We start from the raw sequence: 17,240 nt of genomic DNA, 5'->3' as shown, positions 1-17,240 counted from the left end.
CACTTTTCCTTTATTTCCCCGCACCGTACGCTTTCGCAGCGCCGGTGACGTCACGCGGTTGTTCAACTACAGAACTAAATTTACCCCGAAACAGTACTTCTTTCTACATATGGTAGAACATCTGGCGCGTCGGGCAGTGACACGCCATCCTAGGGGAGGGGCAGCCGGTTTTTCGACGCCACCTCCAATGTTCTACACTGTGTAGAAGTTAGAATTCTACGGAGCGTAGAAAACTGCACTGCTAACAGTAGGGACTGCCATGGACGCCTTGGAAATCGCACGCTGGCAATTCGGCATCACCACCGTCTACCACTTCATGATGGTGCCCCTGACCATCGGCCTGGGCCTGGTGGTAGCCGTGATCCAGACCGCCTGGCACCGGACCGGCAAGCCTGAGTACCTGCGGATGACCAAGTTCTGGGGGAAGCTCTTCCTCATCAACTTCATCATGGGGGTCGCCACCGGCATCGTGCAGGAGTTCCAGTTCGGTATGGCGTGGAGCGAGTACAGCCGGTTCGTGGGCGACGTCTTCGGCGCCCCACTGGCACTGGAAGCCCTCCTGGCCTTCTTCGTCGAGTCCACTTTCCTGGGGCTGTGGATCTTCGGCTGGAAACAGCTCAAGCCGGCCATCCACCTCGCGTGCCTCTGGGTGGCCGTCATCGGCTCAGCCCTCTCCGCCTACTTCATCATCGTGGCCAACAGCTGGATGCAGCACCCGGTGGGCGTGGAAATGGTGAACGGCCGGCCCGTCATGACCGATGCCTGGGCCGTGTTCACCAACAACACTGCCCTGGTGGCCGTCCCGCACACCCTGTTCGGCGCCCTCGCCGTTGCCGGCGGCTTCCTCCTTGGCATCGCCTGGTACCACCTGTGGCGGAGGCGGCACGACGGCGTCGACGCCGTGGGTGCCGACGGCCGGGTCATCCCCGGTGCGGACGCCCGCATCCCCGGCCGCGACCGCACCGACTACAGCGTGTGGATCCGGTCCCTGCGCATCGGCGCCGTGGTGGCCATGATCTCGTTCGCGGGCACCGCCGTCACCGGCGACCTCCAGGGCAAGCTCATGTTCCAGCAGCAGCCCATGAAGATGGCGGCCGCCGAGGCCGCCTGCCACGACGGCACGGGCTTCTCCGTCCTAAGCGTCGGCAACGTGGGCTCCAAGAACTGCGACGACGTCGTGGCAGTGATCGAAGTCCCCGGCATCCTCTCCTTCCTGGCCAAGGGTGACTTCACCACCGAGGTGAAGGGCGTCAACAGCCTGCTGCCCGAGTACAAGGAGAAATACGGAACCACCCTGCCGGACAACCCGATCTACGGGGACCGCGCCGGCCAGGAGATCCAGTACGTCCCCGTCATGGAAGTCACCTACTGGGGCTTCCGGATGATGATCGGCTTTGGCGGACTCGCCGCCCTGGCTGCGCTGGTGGCACTCTGGATCACCCGCAAGGGGACGGTGCCGGAATCACGCTGGCTGATGCGCCTGGCAGTGTTCGGCATCCTGGCACCGTTCGGCGCCAACGCCGCCGGCTGGATCTTCACCGAGATGGGCCGCCAGCCGTTCGTCGTGGCCCCCAACCCGGACCCCAGCGGCATCGACCAGGTGTTCATGTTCACCGCTGCCGCCGTTTCACCGGGCGTCTCCGCGGGGGAGCTCATCGCTTCCCTGGTGGCGTTGACCGCCGTCTACGCCGTCCTGCTGGTGGTGGAAGTGAAACTGCTGGTGAAGTACATCCGGGGCGGCGTGGTCTCCGCGATGCCCGAACTCGCCCACGCGCCGGCGGACGAAAATGAAGACCAAACCCCCGGCGCCGGCGGCACCGGGGAAGCCAAGCCCGCCGACGACGTCCTGGCCTTCGCCTACTAGCCGCACCGGGCCCTACGGGTTCCAAAGAGCAGAGGAAACGAACAATGGAACTGCTTCCCACCATCTGGTTCATCGCCATCGCGGTGCTCTGGACCGGCTACCTCTTCCTGGAGGGCTTCGACCTGGGCGTCGGGATGCTGATGAAGATCTTCGCCCGCAACAACACCGAGCGCCGGGTGCTCCTGAATACAGTCGGACCCGTCTGGGACGGCAACGAGGTGTGGCTCCTGACCGCCGGCGGCGCAACCTTCGCGGCCTTCCCGCTCTGGTACGCCTCCCTGTTCTCCGCGCTCTACCTGCCCCTGCTGGTGGTCCTGCTGGCCCTGATCTTCCGTGCCGTGGCCTTCGAATACCGCGGCAAGGTGGACACCGACAGCTGGCGGAACCGGTGGGACTGGGCGATTGCGCTGGGGTCCTTCTTCGCGGCCTTCGGCGTGGGCGCCGCCCTGGCCCTGACCACCACCGGCCTGCCGCTGAACGCCAACGGCGACCGGGTAGGTGGCGCCCTGGCCTGGTTCAGCGGCTACGCCCTGCTGGGCGGTGCGGCCGTGGTGGGGTTCTCGCTGCTGCACGCCCTGGCGTTCCTGGCCCTGAAGACCGACGGCGAGGTACGGCACCGTGCGCGCCGGTGGTTCGTGCGGTTCCTGCCGTTCCTGCTGCTGCCGATCGCAGCGTGGGCCCTTGCCGTCCAGTTCATGGACGGCAAGCCCTGGACCTGGGCCGCCGTCCTGCTGGCAGTGGCTGCGGCCGTTATCGCGTGGCTGCTGGCCCGGGCCGGCTCCGAGGGCCGGGCGTTCCTGGCAATGGGCGCTTTCCTGGTGCTGGGAACCGCTGCCATCTTCGGCGCCGTGTTTCCGGTGGTGCTGCCCTCCACGCTGGACAGCGCCTTTGACCTGACCATCTCCAACGCCTCCTCCTCGGATTACACCCTGGGCCTGATGAGCATCGTCGCCGCCTTTGGCCTTCCCCTGGTGATCGCTTACCAGGCCTGGACTTACTGGGTGTTCCGCCGCCGCGTCAGCGCCGACCACATCCCGGAAGCCCACAGCTTCCTCCCGGCGGTGGCCGCCAAGGCGTTCACCACCAAGGGCTGACGTGCGGCCAACGTTCCCCGCCGGCCCGGCCACCCGTTCCGCCATCTACTGGCTGGGGGTCCTCGCAGCGCTCAAGGCATTGTCCCTGGTCCTGGTCGGCCAGGCCGTGGCGTCCGTCCTGGCCGGACTGGTTGCCGGGAGCCCCGCGTGGGGGACCCAGATCACCGCCGGACTGATCGGCGTCCTGCTGAGGTCCCTGACCGTCTGGGGACAGGCGGTCGCTGCCCGCCGCGCCGCCTTGGGGGTGAAGGAAGAGCTGCGCGCCGGGCTGCTGGAGCATGCCCTCCGCACCGGCGTCCGCGGATCCGGGCCCGGCGACGGCGGCCTGGCGGTGCTGGCAACCCGCGGCCTGGACGCACTGGACAGCTACTACACCCAGTTCCTGCCGGCACTGGTCAACTGCGCGTCCATCCCGCTGCTGCTGGGGGCTCGGATCCTCTTCGCGGACTGGGTGAGCGCGGTGGTCATCGTGCTCACGGTGCCGCTGATCCCGGTGTTCATGGTGCTGATAGGCCGCTACACCGAGGACAGCGTGCGCCAGGCCCAGGCGTCGCTGGCACGGTTGTCCGCGCACATGCTCGAACTCGCAAAGGGCCTGCCGGTCCTGGTGGGCCTGGGCCGCGCCACTGCCCAGCGCAAGGCCCTGGAAGAGATGTCCGAGGAATACCGCTCCCGCACCATGGGCACCCTCCGCACCGCGTTCCTCTCCGCGCTGGCCCTGGAACTCATCGCCACCATCTCGGTGGCAGTGGTGGCGGTGTTCATCGGCGTCCGCCTGGTCCACGGCGACATGCCGCTGGAGGCGGGCCTGCTGGCACTGATCCTGGCACCGGACTGCTACCTCCCGCTCCGCGAGCTGGGCACCGCCCACCACGCCAGCGACGACGGCCGGGTGGCGCTGACCGAAGCCGCGGCGGTGACCGGAGCAGACGAGACGGCACCGCTGCCTGCTGCCAAAGCCGGCAGGCCGGGCGCCCCCCTCGAAGTCACCGGCCTGACGGTGCGCTACGCAGGGCGGGCCGGAACCGCCGTCGGCCCCCTCACCTTCACCGCACCGCAGGACCGGATCACCGCGCTGGACGGCCCCAGCGGCTCAGGCAAGAGCACCATCCTCGGCGTGCTGGCCGGGACCATCGGCGCCGGCAACGGCACCAGCATCTCCGGATCGATCAGGGGCCTGGACCGCGGCGCCATTGCCTGGGTGCCGCAACACCCTGTGATGGTGGCCGGGACCGTGTTGGACGAGGTGCTGCTGTACCTCACACGGGACCCGGGCCACGGCCCGGACCGGTTTGCGGCCGAGGAGGCTGCGCGCAGCTGCCTGGAGCGGGCCGGCGCAGGCCACCTGGCGGCCAAGCACCAGGCGGAGCTGAGCCCGGGCGAGCTGCGCCGGGTGGCGCTTGCCCGGGGACTGGCCAGGATTGATGCAGGGGCATCGATCCTGCTGCTCGATGAGCCAACTGCGCACCTGGACGACGCCTCCGCGGCCATCGTGGAAGACGCCATTCGCAAGCTCCGCGGCCAGGTCACCGTCATCCTGGTGGCCCACAACCAGCGCACCCGGCACCTTGCGGACCTGCTGGTTCCGGTGGAACGCCCCGGACAGGCTGTGGAACCGCAGGTGCCCGCACCCACCCCGGGCCTGTTCGCCAGCACCTCCACCGGCAACTCCGCTTCCAGCGACCCCGCGTCCGGCAACCCCGCGTCCAACGGCCGGGCCACCGACCGCAGCGGCCCGGCAGGTGAATCGGAGAACCGCACCACCCGGGCCGCCTCCGGGGCCGCCGGACTCCTCGCGGCCCTCCTGGCGCCGGTCCGCGGCAAATTCGCGGCGGCGGCCATCGTCGGCACCCTGGCGGCCATCTTCGCCGTCGCGCTGTCCGGACTCTCGGGCTGGCTCATCATCCGGGCCAGCGAACAGCCGCCCATCCTCTACCTCCTGACCGCCATCGTGGGCGTCCGGTTCTTTGGTATCGGCCGTGCCGTACTGCGCTACTGGGAACGGCTGCTGCTCCACGATGCGGTCTTCGCCGCCCTCACGCGCCTCCGCGGCAGGCTCTGGGAATCCCTGAGCCGCAGGGCCCTGTCCCTGCGCCGGCTCCTGCAGGGCGGCAACGTGCTGGGAACGGTGATTGACGACGTCGACACCATCCGCGACCTCCTGCCGCGCGTGGTCTTGCCGCCCTTTACCGCGCTCGCGGTGTCCGTCCTGGCCCTGGCCACCACCGGGGTCCTGCTGCCCGCTGCCCTGCCCGCCGTGATGGGCGCGGCTGCCGCCGGCCTGCTGCTCGCGCCTGCGGCGGCCCTGTGGGGGGACCGGCGGTCGGCCGCCGCTGAGCAGTCCCTGCGCTCCGGCGTCCTGCGGCGGATAGCAGCCGCATTGGACGCCCGCGCCGAACTGCACGCAAACGGCCTGGCGCCGCATGTGCTCGAGGCACTCCGGGCGGAGGACCGGGGCGCCACGCACGCCTCAAGGCGCTCCGCCTGGGCGGACGGGCTGGGACACGCCGTTGCCACCGCCGGCTGCGGAGCCGCAGCACTGGCCGCTGCCTGGCTGGCGGCCCCCGACGTCCTCGCGGGCCGGGTTGCCCCGGCCACGGCAGCCGTGGTGGTCCTCTTGTTGCTGGCGCTGGTGGAACCGTACGCAGCCATGACGACGGCGGTACGCCAGTTCCCGGCACTCCGCAAGGTTCTGCGGCGGGTGGGGGAGTCCGGCGCCCTCGACGGCGGTCCGTCAGGACGCGGTGCGCGCGTGGCTTCCCCGGACCGCGACACCGGCGGGCTGCAAGCCGTCCCCGGCCGGGACGGCGGTGCCCCGGGCATTGCCCTGGTGGACCTGGCCGCAGCATGGCCGGATGGACCCCCGGTCTTCACAGGGCTGGACGCCGTGGCAGAGCCCGGGCGCTGGTTGGTTGTCACCGGTCCGTCCGGTTCGGGAAAATCCACCCTGCTCTCGGTCCTGCTTGGATTCCTGGCGCCGGCGGCGGGGCGGGCGCAGGTCTCCGGACGTGCGGCCTGGTGCCCGCAGGAGGCCCACCTCTTCGATTCCACCATCCGTGGCAACCTGCTGTTGGGGAGGCCCGCGGGGAACGGTGAACTGCCGGCTGGTGACGGTGAATTGGATGCCGTGCTGGCCGCCGTCGGACTTGACGGGCTGGTGGACGGGCTGCCTGCCGGACTGGACACCCGGATCGGCCCTGGCGGTGCCTTCCTCAGCGGCGGCGAGCGCCAGCGACTGGCTGTGGCGCGGACTTTGCTGACCGGTGCGGACGTGATCCTGCTGGACGAACCCACCGCCCACCTGGACGCCGAAGCGGCCGCGGCCATGCTGGCAGACCTTCGCAGGGGGCTGCGGGACCGTACGGTCATCCTGGTCACCCACAACGGGGCTGACATTGCCGCCGACGACGCCCGGCTGGAACTTCCGGCCGCTGCCGGGCGGCCCGCGGACCGCCTGGCAGTCTCACGCTGAGCATGTTGCCGGCGCTCCGGCAGGTGCCCGGGCCCAGTTGCCCTTGCTGCTAGCCGTCGACGTCGTGCAGGTGATGGACGACGTCGTGCAGGAAGTATTGGGCGAGCGTCAGGACGGTGAACCCGGATCCGTTGCTGCGCAGCCCCTTCCGTCCCCAGTCCTCTTCCCGGACACCGGCAAAGGAATCCGCAGCCTGGTGTCCTTCGGCGGCCAGTTGGGCACTCACCTCGGCCGGGTCGGCATTGGCATAGTCCTTTTCCGCCGCTGTCAGGTCCTGGTCCCAGTTGTCGAAGCGGGCGCCGTCCTCGGCCAGCATCAGGTTGAGCCGGTGGTCGAAGAGGCTGAAGACGTCCCGTACATGGCAGGCGTATTCCAGCGGTGACCACGTTTGGTCGTCGGGGCGCTCAGCGGCATCCGGCCGGCGCAGGACGGCCCGCCACCGGGGCAGCATGCTCTCGATGACGCCGGGAACGGTTGCCGGGGTCGTGGTGGAAGCGTCGAAGGAACATTCCGGGCAGGGCCGGGACAAGACCCAGGTCCAGTCCTTTTCATCAGGAACGATAGGCATGAGAGCAGTCTATGGGCCTCCGGGCCGAAAGACTCTGGGACGCCGGGAAGCGCCTGCATAGCCTTGCAGCATGAGCGCGGACGGCCAGCCGGATGTGGATTCCCGGATGGATGCGGAGAGCATGGTGCAGCTGTCCGGCCTGACCAAGCGGTTCGGCCGGAACACAGCGCTCGACGACGTGACCCTCACCATCGGGCCCGGCGAGGTGTTCGGCTACCTGGGCCCGAACGGGGCAGGCAAGACCACCACCATCCGGCTCCTGATGGGAATGCTGCGGCCCACGTCCGGCACCGCGTCGGTGCTGGGGCTGGATGCCTGGCTGCAGGCCCGGGACGTCCACCGCCTTGTGGGCTATGTCCCCGGGGAGCCCGCGCTCTACGACCGCCTGACCGGCCACCAGCACGTGGCCTACTGCGCCCACCTGCGGCACCGGGACGATGCGCCGCGTGCCGCCGAGGTGGCGGACCGGCTCGACCTGGACCTGAGCCGGCCGGCGCGGACCCTGTCGCGCGGAAACCGGCAAAAGCTTGCCGTTGTCCTGGCGGTGATGTCCAGGCCGCGGCTGCTGGTGCTGGACGAACCCACCAGCGGGATCGATCCCCTGGTCCAGCAGGTGTTCCATTCCATCCTCCGCGAGCACACGGCCGGCGGCGGGTCGGCGCTGTTCTCCTCGCACGTCCTGGGTGAGGTGGAACGCGTCGCCGACAGGATCGGGGTGGTCCGGGCGGGAAAGCTCGTGGCGGTGGAACGGTTACAGGACCTCGCGGCGCGGTCCCTGCACCGGGTGCGGGCCCGTTTCGCCGCAGCAGTGGCCCCGGCCGACTTCACTGGAGTCCCGGGGGTGCGGGACCTGATGGTGGATGGCCGCCTGCTCAGCTGCAACGCCCCGCAGTCTGCCCTGGATGCGCTCCTGAAGCTGGTGAGTGCCCGGGACGTGGAGGACTTTGAGTGCTCGGAGGCGCCGCTGGAGGAAACCTTCCTGAGCTACTACGGGTCGGACCAGGGCGGCAGCAACACCCTGGACACAGCCGTGACGGGGGTCCGCCATGCTGGCTAACGTCCTAATGAAGACATTGCGGGACCAAAGCAGGACACTGCTGGCGTGGGCCGTATCCCTGGCCCTTATCGTGGCCATGTACGCCGCAGTGTGGCCAATCGTCCAGTCCCAGCCTTCCATCAGCGGCTTCATCGACCAGATGCCGGAGGCGTTCCGTTCCCTGTTCGCCACCTCCAGCGCGGACATGTCCACTCCCACCGGATACATCCAGGTGGAGCTGATGTCCTTTATGGGGCCGATCGCGGTTTTGATCTACGCCGTCAGCGCCGGCGCGGGTGCCATTGGCGGGGAAGAGGACCGGCACACCATGGACCTGCTGCTTTCCAACCCCGTGAGCCGCGGGAGGGTGGTGCTGGACAAGTTCCTGGCCATGGCGTTCGGCACCTTCCTGTTGGCCGCCGTCATGGGCGTTTCGCTGGTGCTCGAGGGCAGCATGGTGGACCTGGTCCTGCCGGCGGACAAGGTGGCTGCCGCCATGCTGCACCTTGCCCTCCTGGGTGTCGTCTTTGGCTCCGTTGCCCTGGCACTGTCAGCGGCCACGGGACGGAGCGGGCTCAGCCGCGGGATACCCGCCGTGCTGGCGGTGCTCGCCTACATCGTGAACGCGCTCGCCCCAATGGTGGACGCCTTCGACCGGATCCGGCAGGTATCGCCGTTCTTCCAGTACATCGGCCACGATCCGCTCCGGCAGGGCACCGCCTGGGACAGCGTCGTGGTGTCGGCAGCCACCATCGCCGTGTTCCTGGCGCTCGCCGTCGCCGGCTTCCGCCGCCGGGACGTCGCGGGGTAAAGCCCTGGCGTGCCCGGGCCGCGGCTGCTAGCTTTCGGGTGCCGGTTCCTCGGTCCACGCCATCGTTGGTCCCACGGCCTCCACGGCCTGGGAGAGCGGGACGCCCGAACCATCGCGGCGGCCATGCTCCTGCGGCAGCGACCGCGCCACGCCTGCGGCGGATGACGCCTTGGCCGGGCCGTGTCCTGCCCAGGCCAGCAGCAGCGTGTCCTCGCCCTTCAGGAACCGGTGTGCCCGGACACCCGCGGTGGCACGTCCCTTGGCAGGATATTCATCGAAGGCGGTGACCTTTGCGGTCCCCGGGGCAGTGCCGGGGAGGGCGCCGTTGGTCCCCGCGATGGTGACCACGACGGCGGCCTCGTCGTTGGGCCGGACAGCGCCGAAGAAGATCGCCTGGTCCCCGGCAGCCAGTTTGATGCCGGCCATGCCACCTGCGGTGCGCCCCTGGGGGCGGACGACGGCGGCGGGGAACTTCAGCAGCTGGGCCTGGCTGGTCAGGAAGACCAGTTCGGCGTCGTCAGCGGCGGCGGGAGACACACCCACCACGAAATCCTTGTCCTTGAGGGTGATGACTTCCCAGTCTTCGCGGTTCAAGGGGTAGTCCGGCTGGACGCGCTTGACCACGCCTTGGGCGGTGCCGACGGCCAGGACCTCATCCAGACGGACGAACGCCACCAGGGATTCGCCCTTGACGAGGGTGAGGAACTCCTTGGCCGGTACGCCGCCGGCCAGGTTGGGCAGCCCGGATACCGGCGGCAGGACGGGCATGTCCATGACCTGCAGACGGAGCATCCGGCCCAGCGAGGTGACGGCCGCGATCTCGCCGCGGGCAGAGGTCTTGACCACCGATGCGTACACGTCGTGTTTGTTCCGGGGCCCTGCTTCGGCGAGGGGCTCCTGGTTGCTGGTCCGGGCCACCTGCCCGGACGCGGTGAGGATGGCCCAGCAGGGGTCGTCGGCGATCTCCAGCGCCAGCGGTGCCGCCTTGCCGTTCTTGCCGGGGACCGCTGCCAGCTCGGCAGCGACGGTGGGGGATACGGCCTCCGATTCGAGCAGTACCGTGCGCCGCGCGGTGCCGTGTTCCTCGGCGATCGCACCGAGTTCGTCGGAGACCACCGTGCGGAGCAGTTCCTCGGAGTCCAGGATGGCCTGCAGTTCCGCGATCTCGCGGCGGAGCTCCTCCTGCTCCTTTTCCAGCTCGATCCGGGAATACTTGGTGAGCTGGCGAAGGCGCAGTTCCAGGATGTAGTTGGCCTGGACCTCGGTGAGGTCATAGATGGACATCAACCGTTCGCGGGCGGCGGCGGCCTCGTCCGAGGACCTGATGACCTGGATGACCTCATCGATGTCCACGATGGCAATGAGCAGGCCCTCCACCAGGTGCAGGCGGTCCTTCTTCTTGCCCAGCCGGAACGTGGTGCGGCGCCGCACCACGTTGATCCGGTGGTCTACGTAGACCCTCAGCAGGTCCACCAGGCCCAGGGTCTGCGGCTGGCCGTCAACCAGCGTGACGTTGTTGATGCCGAAGGAGTCCTCCATCGGCGTGTAGCGGTACAGCTGCTGCAGGACCGCGTTGGGGTTGAATCCGTTCTTGAGTTCGATGACCAACCGCAGTCCATGCTTGCGGTCCGTGAGGTCCACGATGTCGCTGATACCGGTCAGCTTCTTGGCGTTGACCGCGTCCTTGATCTTCTCGATCACCTTTTCCGGGCCCACCATGTAAGGCAGTTCGGTGACCACCAGGCCGGTGCGGCGGGCCGTGAGCTGCTCGATTTCCACTTTGGCCCGGGTCTTGAAGGAGCCGCGGCCGGTGGCATACGCGTCCCGGATGCCGTCCAGGCCTACGATCCTGCCACCGCTTGGCAGGTCCGGCCCCGGGACGAACCGCATGAGGTCCTCCAGCGTGGCGTCCGGTTGGGCGATCAGGTGCCGGGCGGCCGATATCACCTCCACCAGGTTGTGCGGGGCCATGTTGGTGGCCATGCCGACGGCGATGCCGGTTGCGCCGTTGACCAGCAGGTTGGGGAAGGCGGCGGGAAGGACGTCCGGCTGGGTCAGCTGGTTGTCATAGTTGGGGACGAAGTCCACTACGTCTTCGTCGAGGTGGTTGGTGAGCGTGAGGGCCGCTGCCGCCAGCCGGGCCTCGGTGTACCGCGGTGCTGCCGGGCCGTCGTCGAGCGAGCCGAAGTTGCCGTGCCCGTCAATCAGGGGCAGCCGCAGGGAGAAGTCCTGGGCCATGCGCACCATGGCGTCGTAGATGGCGGCGTCACCGTGCGGGTGCAGCTTTCCCATGACCTCGCCCACCACGCGGGCGCTCTTGACGTGGCCGCGGTCCGGGCGAAGGCCCATGTCGCTCATCATGTACAGGATGCGGCGCTGCACCGGCTTGAGCCCGTCGCGGGCATCCGGAAGCGCCCGGGAGTAGATCACCGAGTACGCGTACTCCAGGAAGGAGCCCTGCATTTCGGACGTGACATCGATATCGACGATGTTTTCCGTGTAGTTGTCGTCCACGATGGGTTTTGAACTTTGGCGGCGGGCCATGGGGTTTGGTGAATCCTTCTGGGGGTGCTGGCAGCGTTTCGGGCATGCTGCGCTAGTTCTTGGCTAGGCTAAGCCTATGGTGGATCAGCCCGGGGACGGCGAATATCCGGAACATTGGGAGGCCGATGTCGTCCTGCGTGACGGCGGAACTGCGCACCTGCGGCCCATCCACCCGTCGGATGCCGACGCCGTCCAGGCCTTCCACACCGGGCAGTCGCAAAATTCAATCTACATGCGCTTCTTCGCGTTCAAGGCCAGGTTGTCGGCCAAGGAGCTCAAGCGCTTCACCGAAGTGGACTACAAGGACCGGGTGGCGTTCGTCATCACCATCCACGGTGAGATCATCGGCATCGGCCGCTATGACCGGCTTACCGATCCCACGGAGGCGGAGGTGGCCTTCAACATTGCCGACGCACACCAGGGCAGGGGCATCGGCTCCATCCTGCTGGAGCACCTGGCGGCCGCTGCGCACGAAAACGGGATCCGCAAGTTCACCGCCGAGGTGTTGCCGGAGAACCGGAAGATGCTGATGGTGTTCTCCGACGCCGGCTACGACGTCAAGCGGCATTTCGACGACGGCGTCGTCAGCCTTGAGTTCAACGTGGAGCCCACCGAGAAGTCGCGCGCCGTGATGGAATCCCGCGAGCACCGCGCGGAGGCGAGGAGCGTCCGGGACCTGCTGACGCCGTCGTCCGTTGCCGTCATCGGAGCCAGCCGCAAATGGGGAACCGTGGGATACCAGCTGCTGGAGCACATCATCGAGGGCGGCTTCCACGGGTCCGTCTACGCCATCAACCCGGATGCGCTGGAACTGGCCGGGATGATCCCTTACGGCAAGCTGTCCGAGGTTCCCGAACCCGTCCAGCTGGCCATCATCGCCGTGCCTTATGAGGAGGTGGCCGGCGTCGTGGAAGACTGCGCGGCCGCCGGGGTCAAGGGCGTGGTGATTGCCACGGCAGGCTTCGCGGACGACGGCGAACGCGGCCTGCTGCGGCAGCGCGCCCTGGTGCGCCAAGCCAGGGCCAACGGGATGCGCGTGATCGGGCCGGCGTCGCTGGGCATCGCCAATACGCACCCGGACGTGTCGCTGAATGCGTCGATGGCGCCCACCATGCCGCTGCGCGGCGGCCTGGGCCTGTTCAGCCAGTCGGCGGCGATCGGCGTCTCGCTGTACGCCGCGTCCAGCCGGCGCCGGCTGGGACTCTCCAGCCTGCTCTCGGCCGGCAACAGGGCAGACGTTTCCGGCAACGACATGATGCAGTACTGGGAGGACGACGCCGATACCACCGCCGTGGGCCTGTATCTGGAATCGATTGGCAACCCGCGCAAGTTCTCCCGGATCGCCAGGCGCCTGGCCCGCACCAAGCCGGTCATTGTCGCCAAATCGGACACCATGGGGTTGCGGCTGCCGCCCGGACACGCCGTCCGGACCACCCAGGCACCGGCCGGCGCCCTGGACGCCATGCTGCGCCAGTCGGGCGTGATCCGCGTGGAAACCGTGGAAGAGCTCGTGGACGTCGCCCAGGTGGTGTCCGGCCAGCCTCTTCCGGCCGGGCCCGACGTCGCCATCTTCAGCAACTCCCAGGCCCTCGGCAACGTGGTGGCGGACAGTGCCGTGGCGCACGGGCTGGGCGTGGCCCGGGTGGTGTCCGGGCTTGACCTCGACACCGGCCAGTCGGTGGCGCTGCCCGCCCTGCGGACGGCACTGCTTGACGCCTTGGGCTCGGATTCCGTGCACGCCGCCATCGCAGCCCTCCTGCCGGCCAGGGGCTTGACCGTTGACGCCGTGGCCCGGGTCCTGGCGGAGTGTGCGGCAGAGGCAGGAAAACCGGTGATGGCAGCCTTCACCGGCATCCTGGACCCCGCCATCAATGTGGAGGGCCTGGCAGGCGCCGATGGGTGCACCGTCCCCTGTTTCTCCAACCCCGGTGCCGCCGTTGCGGCGCTCGCCGCCGTGGTGCGGTATGCGGAATGGGCTGCCCGCGACCAGGGACAGTTCGTGGAACCGGCAGGGTGCGATCCGCGCAAGGCGGAAGCGGAACTCGACGAACTGCTCCGGGACGTCACGGGTGAACAGCTCAAGCAACTGGAGCCGGCAGCAGCCGCTTCCCTGCTGGGGCATTACGGCATCTCCGTCCTGCCATCGGCCGCCTTTACGACGCCGGATGAGGCCGTGCAGGCAGCGGAGGCCCTCGGCTGGCCCGTGGTGCTGAAGACCACGGACCCCGCCCTCCGGCACCGGCTGGACCTGGGCGGGGTACGCCTTGGTATCGAGGACGCCGAATCGCTGCGCCAGAACGTGGTGCAGATGCGGCGTGCGCTCGCCGCCTACGGAGACCCGGCCCTTGAAGTCCAGTCCATGGCATCGGTCGGTCAGGCTTGCACCTTCCGGGCCATCGAAGACCCATTGCTTGGCCCGGTGATCTCGTTCGGCCTCGCCGGGGACGCCGTGAACCTCCTCGACGACTGGGCCCACCGGGTTCCGCCGCTCTCCGCGGCTGACGTCCACGACTTCATCCGTGCGCCCAGGGCATCACGGAAGCTGTTCGGCTACCAGGGGCTCCCGGCTGTTGACGTGCAGGCGCTGGAGGACCTGGCCGCCAGGCTGGCCTGGATGAAGGACAGCCATCCGGAGATCGCACTCGTGGAATTCAACCCCGTCCTGTGTGGGACATCCGGGGCCGCGATCCTCGCCGCTGACGTGCGGATTGGCAACGCGGCGCAGCGGACGGACAGTGCCCGCAGGGCAATGCTGGGCTGAGGCGGTTAGCAAGTGACCGGCCGATCTGTGAAAATGGGGGCATGAGCTTCCAGCCTCCCGCGTCGGCGCCCGAAACGCCCGGCAATGAAAACCAGGCACTCCGCCAGCACAGCTCACACAACCACGGACTCCAGGGCCAGAGCCTCGAAGACGCGCTGCAGAAGGCCGGGTTCTACCCGCGCCTGGTCTCCGACGTCGTTGACGACGCGTTGGACGGCCGGGACTGTGTGGCCCATCTGGTGCACCTGGAAACCCACTTTGACCGGGCAGAGGTGCGGCGCCACATCACCGTGCTGGTGCTGACGGCGGACATGCTGGTGATCACCCACGTGGACGACCAGCAGCTGGACGAGGCGGGGGAGCAGATCGTCGCGCAAATCTCCACCGAATCGGTTCCTGTGGCACAGATCCGTTCGGTGGTCCTGAGCTACATGTACGCCCAGCCGCAAAACTACAAGCCCTCGGATCCCGTGCGCGAACTGACCCTGTCCATTGCGTGGTCCGGCGGCCAGCGGCTGGACATGGGGCCCGCCAGCTGCGGGGACCCGCAGTGCGAAGCGGACCACGGCTACACCGGGACCATCGCGCAGGAAGACATCGTGCTCCGCATCAGCGCTGAGGCCGACGGGCTGCAGGCCGTGCAGGACGCCAAGCTTTTTGCGCGTGCCCTGCGCGCCGTCAACACCGGCTCGGCAGCTCCCGTACCCCACGTGCAGTCCATGGCACCCCGTCCGCGGTCCGGGGTGTTCGGAAACCGGCTCAGCCGCGGGCACCAGCAGCGCTGAGATGCCGGAAGCCAGCCACCAAGCCGTACACACTCCCGCCGCCTCCGGGCAGAGTCCCGATCTTCCGCCCGCCCCCGCTTATGGGCGCCGCTCCGTCGCCGAAGTCCTCACCAGCGCCGCAGCGAGTTTGGGGCTGGAAGGCTTCGACAACACCCTGGGACTCCCCGCTGCAAGCCGCGTCTGCGTGGTCCTCGCCGACGGGCTGGGCAGGAACCTCCTGAAGCAGAAAGCCGCGCACACACCCTTCCTGCGTTCCGTGGTGCAGGCAGGGCAGGGCGATGTTCCCGTGTGGCTGGACTCGGCTTTTCCTTCCACCACAGCGGCGGCGTTGGCCAGCTTTGGGACCGGGCTGCCGGCCGGCCAGCACGGCATGGTGGGCTACGACGTCCTGGACCCCGGGCAGGACAAGGTAGTCAACCTCCTGGGGAACTGGGACCCTGGTGTTGACCCGGCCACGTGGCAGCCGTTCCCCACCGTATTTGAGCGGGTGGCCGGGCAGGTGGACGTCAGTACCGTCAGCCTCGCCCAGTTCGACGGCTCGCCCATGACCCGCGCCGCCCTGCGCGGGGGCAGGTTCATCTCCGGAACAACCGCCCATGCGCGCACCGGGGCTGCCGCCGATGCCATGGCGGCCGCCGGCCCGTCCCTCATGTACTTCTATGTGAACGAGCTGGACAAGGCCGGCCACCGCTACGGCTGCCGGTCGGAGCAGTGGGAACACCAACTGGAGGAGCTCGACGCCACGGTCAAGCGGCTCAACTCCTCATTGCCCGCCGGGACCACGATCCTGCTCACCGCGGACCACGGGATGCTGGACATTCCCGAATCACAGCGCATCGACTTCTCCGCCGACTCCGCCCTGGTTGACGGTGTCCGGCATACGGCCGGCGAACCCCGGATGGTCCACCTGTACCTGGAAGACATGCACCGTGAAGGTACTGCCGGCCGGGAACGGCTGCTGGCTGCCTGGAAGGCACGGTTCGGCGACCGGGTGTGGGCCTTCACCCGGGACGAGGCAATCGCCGGAGGCCTTTTTGGTGACGTCCGGCCTGCCGTTGAAGGCAGGATCGGTGACGTGATGATCGCGGCGCGGGACGCCGTCGCCCTTTATGACGGCCGGCGCATGCGGCCGACCGCCATGGAAGTGGTGGGCCAGCACGGCTCCCTGACCAAGGCCGAGCGGGAGGTCCCGCTGCTCTGCTTCACGGCCGACGGAAGGAGCCGCCGGCGTGGCTGAACTCATTTTCTTCTCCGGGACCATGGACTGCGGAAAATCAACGCTGGCCCTGCAGATGGACTACAACCACCGGGCACGCGGCCGCGGCGGCGTGCGGTTCAGCCGCAACGACCGCGCCGGCGAATCCCGGATCTCCAGCCGGCTGGGCCTGGAGACGGACGCCGTAGAGGTGCTGGACACCACGGACTTCTGGGAGGAAGTCATGGTCCGCCGCACCCAAGGCCGGCGGGTGGACTACCTCATCTGTGACGAAGCCCAGTTCTACACCCCTCAGCAGGTGGAGCAGCTGGCCAAGGTGGTGGATGAGATCGACGTCGACGTCTTCGCTTTCGGCATCACCGCCGACTTCCGCACCCGGCTGTTTCCCGGGTCCCAACGCCTCATCGAGCTGGCGGACCGGGTACAGGTGCTCCAGGTGGAGGCGCTGTGCTGGTGCGGCCGCCGGGCCACGCACAACGCCAGGACGGTCGACGGCGTCATGGTCACCGAAGGTGCGCAGGTGGTGGTCGGCGACGTGGACATGGTGGCTGACGCAGCCGCCCCGGAAGCCGGGCACGTCCCCGTGGTGGGGTACGAGACGCTGTGCCGGCGGCATTTCATGCGCAGGGTGACCGCGCACGGCGCCAAGTTGATGGCACAGCAGGATCAATTGCTGCCCTTCGAGGTGGACGCCTGCCTCTGGCGCGGTTCAGGCGGGCCGGGGGAGCCCCGCGGGATCTAGCATGGTCCTGGCGGCCTTAAATGTCGTACCCCTTGGTGATGATTGGTGTATGGGGAAAGCGGCGGTGGTGGGGGCGTTTGAGGATATCCGTGCTGCCCTTGCCGTGCTTCTTGCTGAGGTCGACGGGTGTGGTGCGGAGTCGTTTTCGGTTGCTGATCCGTTGGCGGGGTTGGCGGATGGGTGCCTGGAAGTCTTGGCCGGTGTCCGTGAGGTGGAGGCCAGGGTCGCTGGTCTGAAAGCCAGGGCTGCGGTGGGGTATGCGGATGCTGCCGGTGTTGTTGCGGGGCCGGGGGTGCCGGTGGTGGCGCAGGAGATGGCGGTCGCGGCGGAGATCGGGTGCGTACTGG

General features: G+C 68.5%; 12 protein-coding genes. 9 read left to right on the top strand and 3 right to left on the bottom strand.

The genetic code is table 11. From position 1 onward, the window contains the following. The first annotated feature begins 259 nt into the window (after positions 1 to 259). Genes AB4Y79_RS20605 through cydD form a run of 3 tightly spaced genes read left to right on the top strand, consistent with a single transcriptional unit; the run spans position 260 to position 6,430 of the window. Positions 260 to 1,864, top strand: a complete 1,605-nt coding sequence (locus tag AB4Y79_RS20605; protein WP_441865900.1) for a cytochrome ubiquinol oxidase subunit I — start codon at positions 260 to 262, stop codon at positions 1,862 to 1,864. Positions 1,865 to 1,908: 44 nt separating this feature from the next. Continuing rightward, a complete protein-coding gene (gene cydB / locus AB4Y79_RS20600; RefSeq protein ID WP_441865898.1) occupies positions 1,909 to 2,958 on the top strand; it encodes a cytochrome d ubiquinol oxidase subunit II in 1,050 nt (349 codons plus the stop codon). 1 nt (position 2,959) lies between these two features. Continuing rightward, positions 2,960 to 6,430, top strand: coding sequence for a thiol reductant ABC exporter subunit CydD (cydD, locus tag AB4Y79_RS20595; protein ID WP_441865896.1), 3,471 nt, complete (start codon positions 2,960 to 2,962; stop codon positions 6,428 to 6,430). Between the two features lie 49 nt (positions 6,431 to 6,479). On the opposite strand, the gene AB4Y79_RS20590 is transcribed toward cydD, so the two are convergent. After that, entirely contained in the window at positions 6,480 to 6,998 is a 519-nt protein-coding gene (locus tag AB4Y79_RS20590; protein WP_441865894.1) for a DinB family protein, read from the bottom strand. Positions 6,999 to 7,068: 70 nt separating this feature from the next. Between AB4Y79_RS20590 and AB4Y79_RS20585 the strand changes: the two genes are divergently transcribed. Both AB4Y79_RS20585 and AB4Y79_RS20580 read left to right on the top strand, forming a co-directional pair. Beyond that, positions 7,069 to 8,055 carry an ABC transporter ATP-binding protein gene (locus AB4Y79_RS20585; RefSeq protein WP_441865892.1) on the top strand — a complete coding sequence of 329 codons (987 nt, stop codon included), beginning with the start codon at positions 7,069 to 7,071 and terminating at the stop codon, positions 8,053 to 8,055. A 7-nt stretch (positions 8,056 to 8,062) separates the two neighbouring features. Next, the gene (locus tag AB4Y79_RS20580) at positions 8,063 to 8,845 is read left to right on the top strand and encodes an ABC transporter permease subunit (protein ID WP_441865890.1); all 783 of its coding nucleotides are present in this window, start codon (positions 8,063 to 8,065) and stop codon (positions 8,843 to 8,845) included. A gap of 27 nt (positions 8,846 to 8,872) precedes the next feature. On the opposite strand, the gene AB4Y79_RS20575 is transcribed toward AB4Y79_RS20580, so the two are convergent. Next, positions 8,873 to 11,389: a DNA gyrase/topoisomerase IV subunit A gene (locus AB4Y79_RS20575; protein ID WP_441865888.1), complete on the bottom strand. Its 2,517-nt coding sequence runs from the start codon at positions 11,387 to 11,389 to the stop codon at positions 8,873 to 8,875. A gap of 76 nt (positions 11,390 to 11,465) precedes the next feature. Between AB4Y79_RS20575 and AB4Y79_RS20570 the strand changes: the two genes are divergently transcribed. From AB4Y79_RS20570 to AB4Y79_RS20555, 4 genes are read left to right on the top strand one after another with little or no spacing between them, the layout of a single operon-like run. After that, positions 11,466 to 14,150, top strand: coding sequence for a bifunctional acetate--CoA ligase family protein/GNAT family N-acetyltransferase (locus tag AB4Y79_RS20570; RefSeq protein WP_441865886.1), 2,685 nt, complete (start codon positions 11,466 to 11,468; stop codon positions 14,148 to 14,150). Between the two features lie 41 nt (positions 14,151 to 14,191). Continuing rightward, the gene (locus AB4Y79_RS20565; RefSeq protein WP_308931295.1) at positions 14,192 to 14,935 is read left to right on the top strand and encodes a DUF5998 family protein; all 744 of its coding nucleotides are present in this window, start codon (positions 14,192 to 14,194) and stop codon (positions 14,933 to 14,935) included. A gap of 1 nt (position 14,936) precedes the next feature. Continuing rightward, positions 14,937 to 16,172: an alkaline phosphatase family protein gene (locus AB4Y79_RS20560; protein ID WP_441865883.1), complete on the top strand. Its 1,236-nt coding sequence runs from the start codon at positions 14,937 to 14,939 to the stop codon at positions 16,170 to 16,172. Next, positions 16,165 to 16,893 carry a thymidine kinase gene (locus AB4Y79_RS20555; RefSeq protein WP_441865881.1) on the top strand — a complete coding sequence of 243 codons (729 nt, stop codon included), beginning with the start codon at positions 16,165 to 16,167 and terminating at the stop codon, positions 16,891 to 16,893. Before AB4Y79_RS20560 ends, AB4Y79_RS20555 begins: the two co-directional genes overlap by 8 nt. A gap of 16 nt (positions 16,894 to 16,909) precedes the next feature. On the opposite strand, the gene AB4Y79_RS20550 is transcribed toward AB4Y79_RS20555, so the two are convergent. Then, the coding region (locus tag AB4Y79_RS20550; RefSeq protein WP_441865879.1) for a hypothetical protein at positions 16,910 to 17,240 on the bottom strand (331 nt) is incomplete at its 5' end.

The sequence above is a fragment of the Pseudarthrobacter sp. YAF2 genome (genome assembly GCF_052113345.1).
In the GTDB taxonomy this organism is placed as follows: domain Bacteria; phylum Actinomycetota; class Actinomycetes; order Actinomycetales; family Micrococcaceae; genus Arthrobacter.
The sequence above is the reverse complement of the archived record's forward strand: the minus strand, read 5'-3'. Positions and strand labels throughout refer to the sequence as shown.

What these genes read in the sequence shown, in the direction of transcription:
- AB4Y79_RS20605 (WP_441865900.1), top strand. Translation starts at nt 260, where the DNA reads ATGGACGCCTTGGAAATCGCACGCTGGCAATTCGGCATCACCACCGTC.
- cydB (WP_441865898.1), top strand. Translation starts at nt 1,909, where the DNA reads ATGGAACTGCTTCCCACCATCTGGTTCATCGCCATCGCGGTGCTCTGG.
- AB4Y79_RS20590 (WP_441865894.1), bottom strand. Translation starts at nt 6,998, where the DNA reads ATGCCTATCGTTCCTGATGAAAAGGACTGGACCTGGGTCTTGTCCCGG.
- AB4Y79_RS20585 (WP_441865892.1), top strand. Translation starts at nt 7,069, where the DNA reads ATGAGCGCGGACGGCCAGCCGGATGTGGATTCCCGGATGGATGCGGAG.
- AB4Y79_RS20580 (WP_441865890.1), top strand. Translation starts at nt 8,063, where the DNA reads ATGAAGACATTGCGGGACCAAAGCAGGACACTGCTGGCGTGGGCCGTA.
- AB4Y79_RS20575 (WP_441865888.1), bottom strand. Translation starts at nt 11,389, where the DNA reads ATGGCCCGCCGCCAAAGTTCAAAACCCATCGTGGACGACAACTACACG.
- AB4Y79_RS20570 (WP_441865886.1), top strand. Translation starts at nt 11,466, where the DNA reads ATGGTGGATCAGCCCGGGGACGGCGAATATCCGGAACATTGGGAGGCC.
- AB4Y79_RS20565 (WP_308931295.1), top strand. Translation starts at nt 14,192, where the DNA reads ATGAGCTTCCAGCCTCCCGCGTCGGCGCCCGAAACGCCCGGCAATGAA.
- AB4Y79_RS20560 (WP_441865883.1), top strand. Translation starts at nt 14,937, where the DNA reads ATGCCGGAAGCCAGCCACCAAGCCGTACACACTCCCGCCGCCTCCGGG.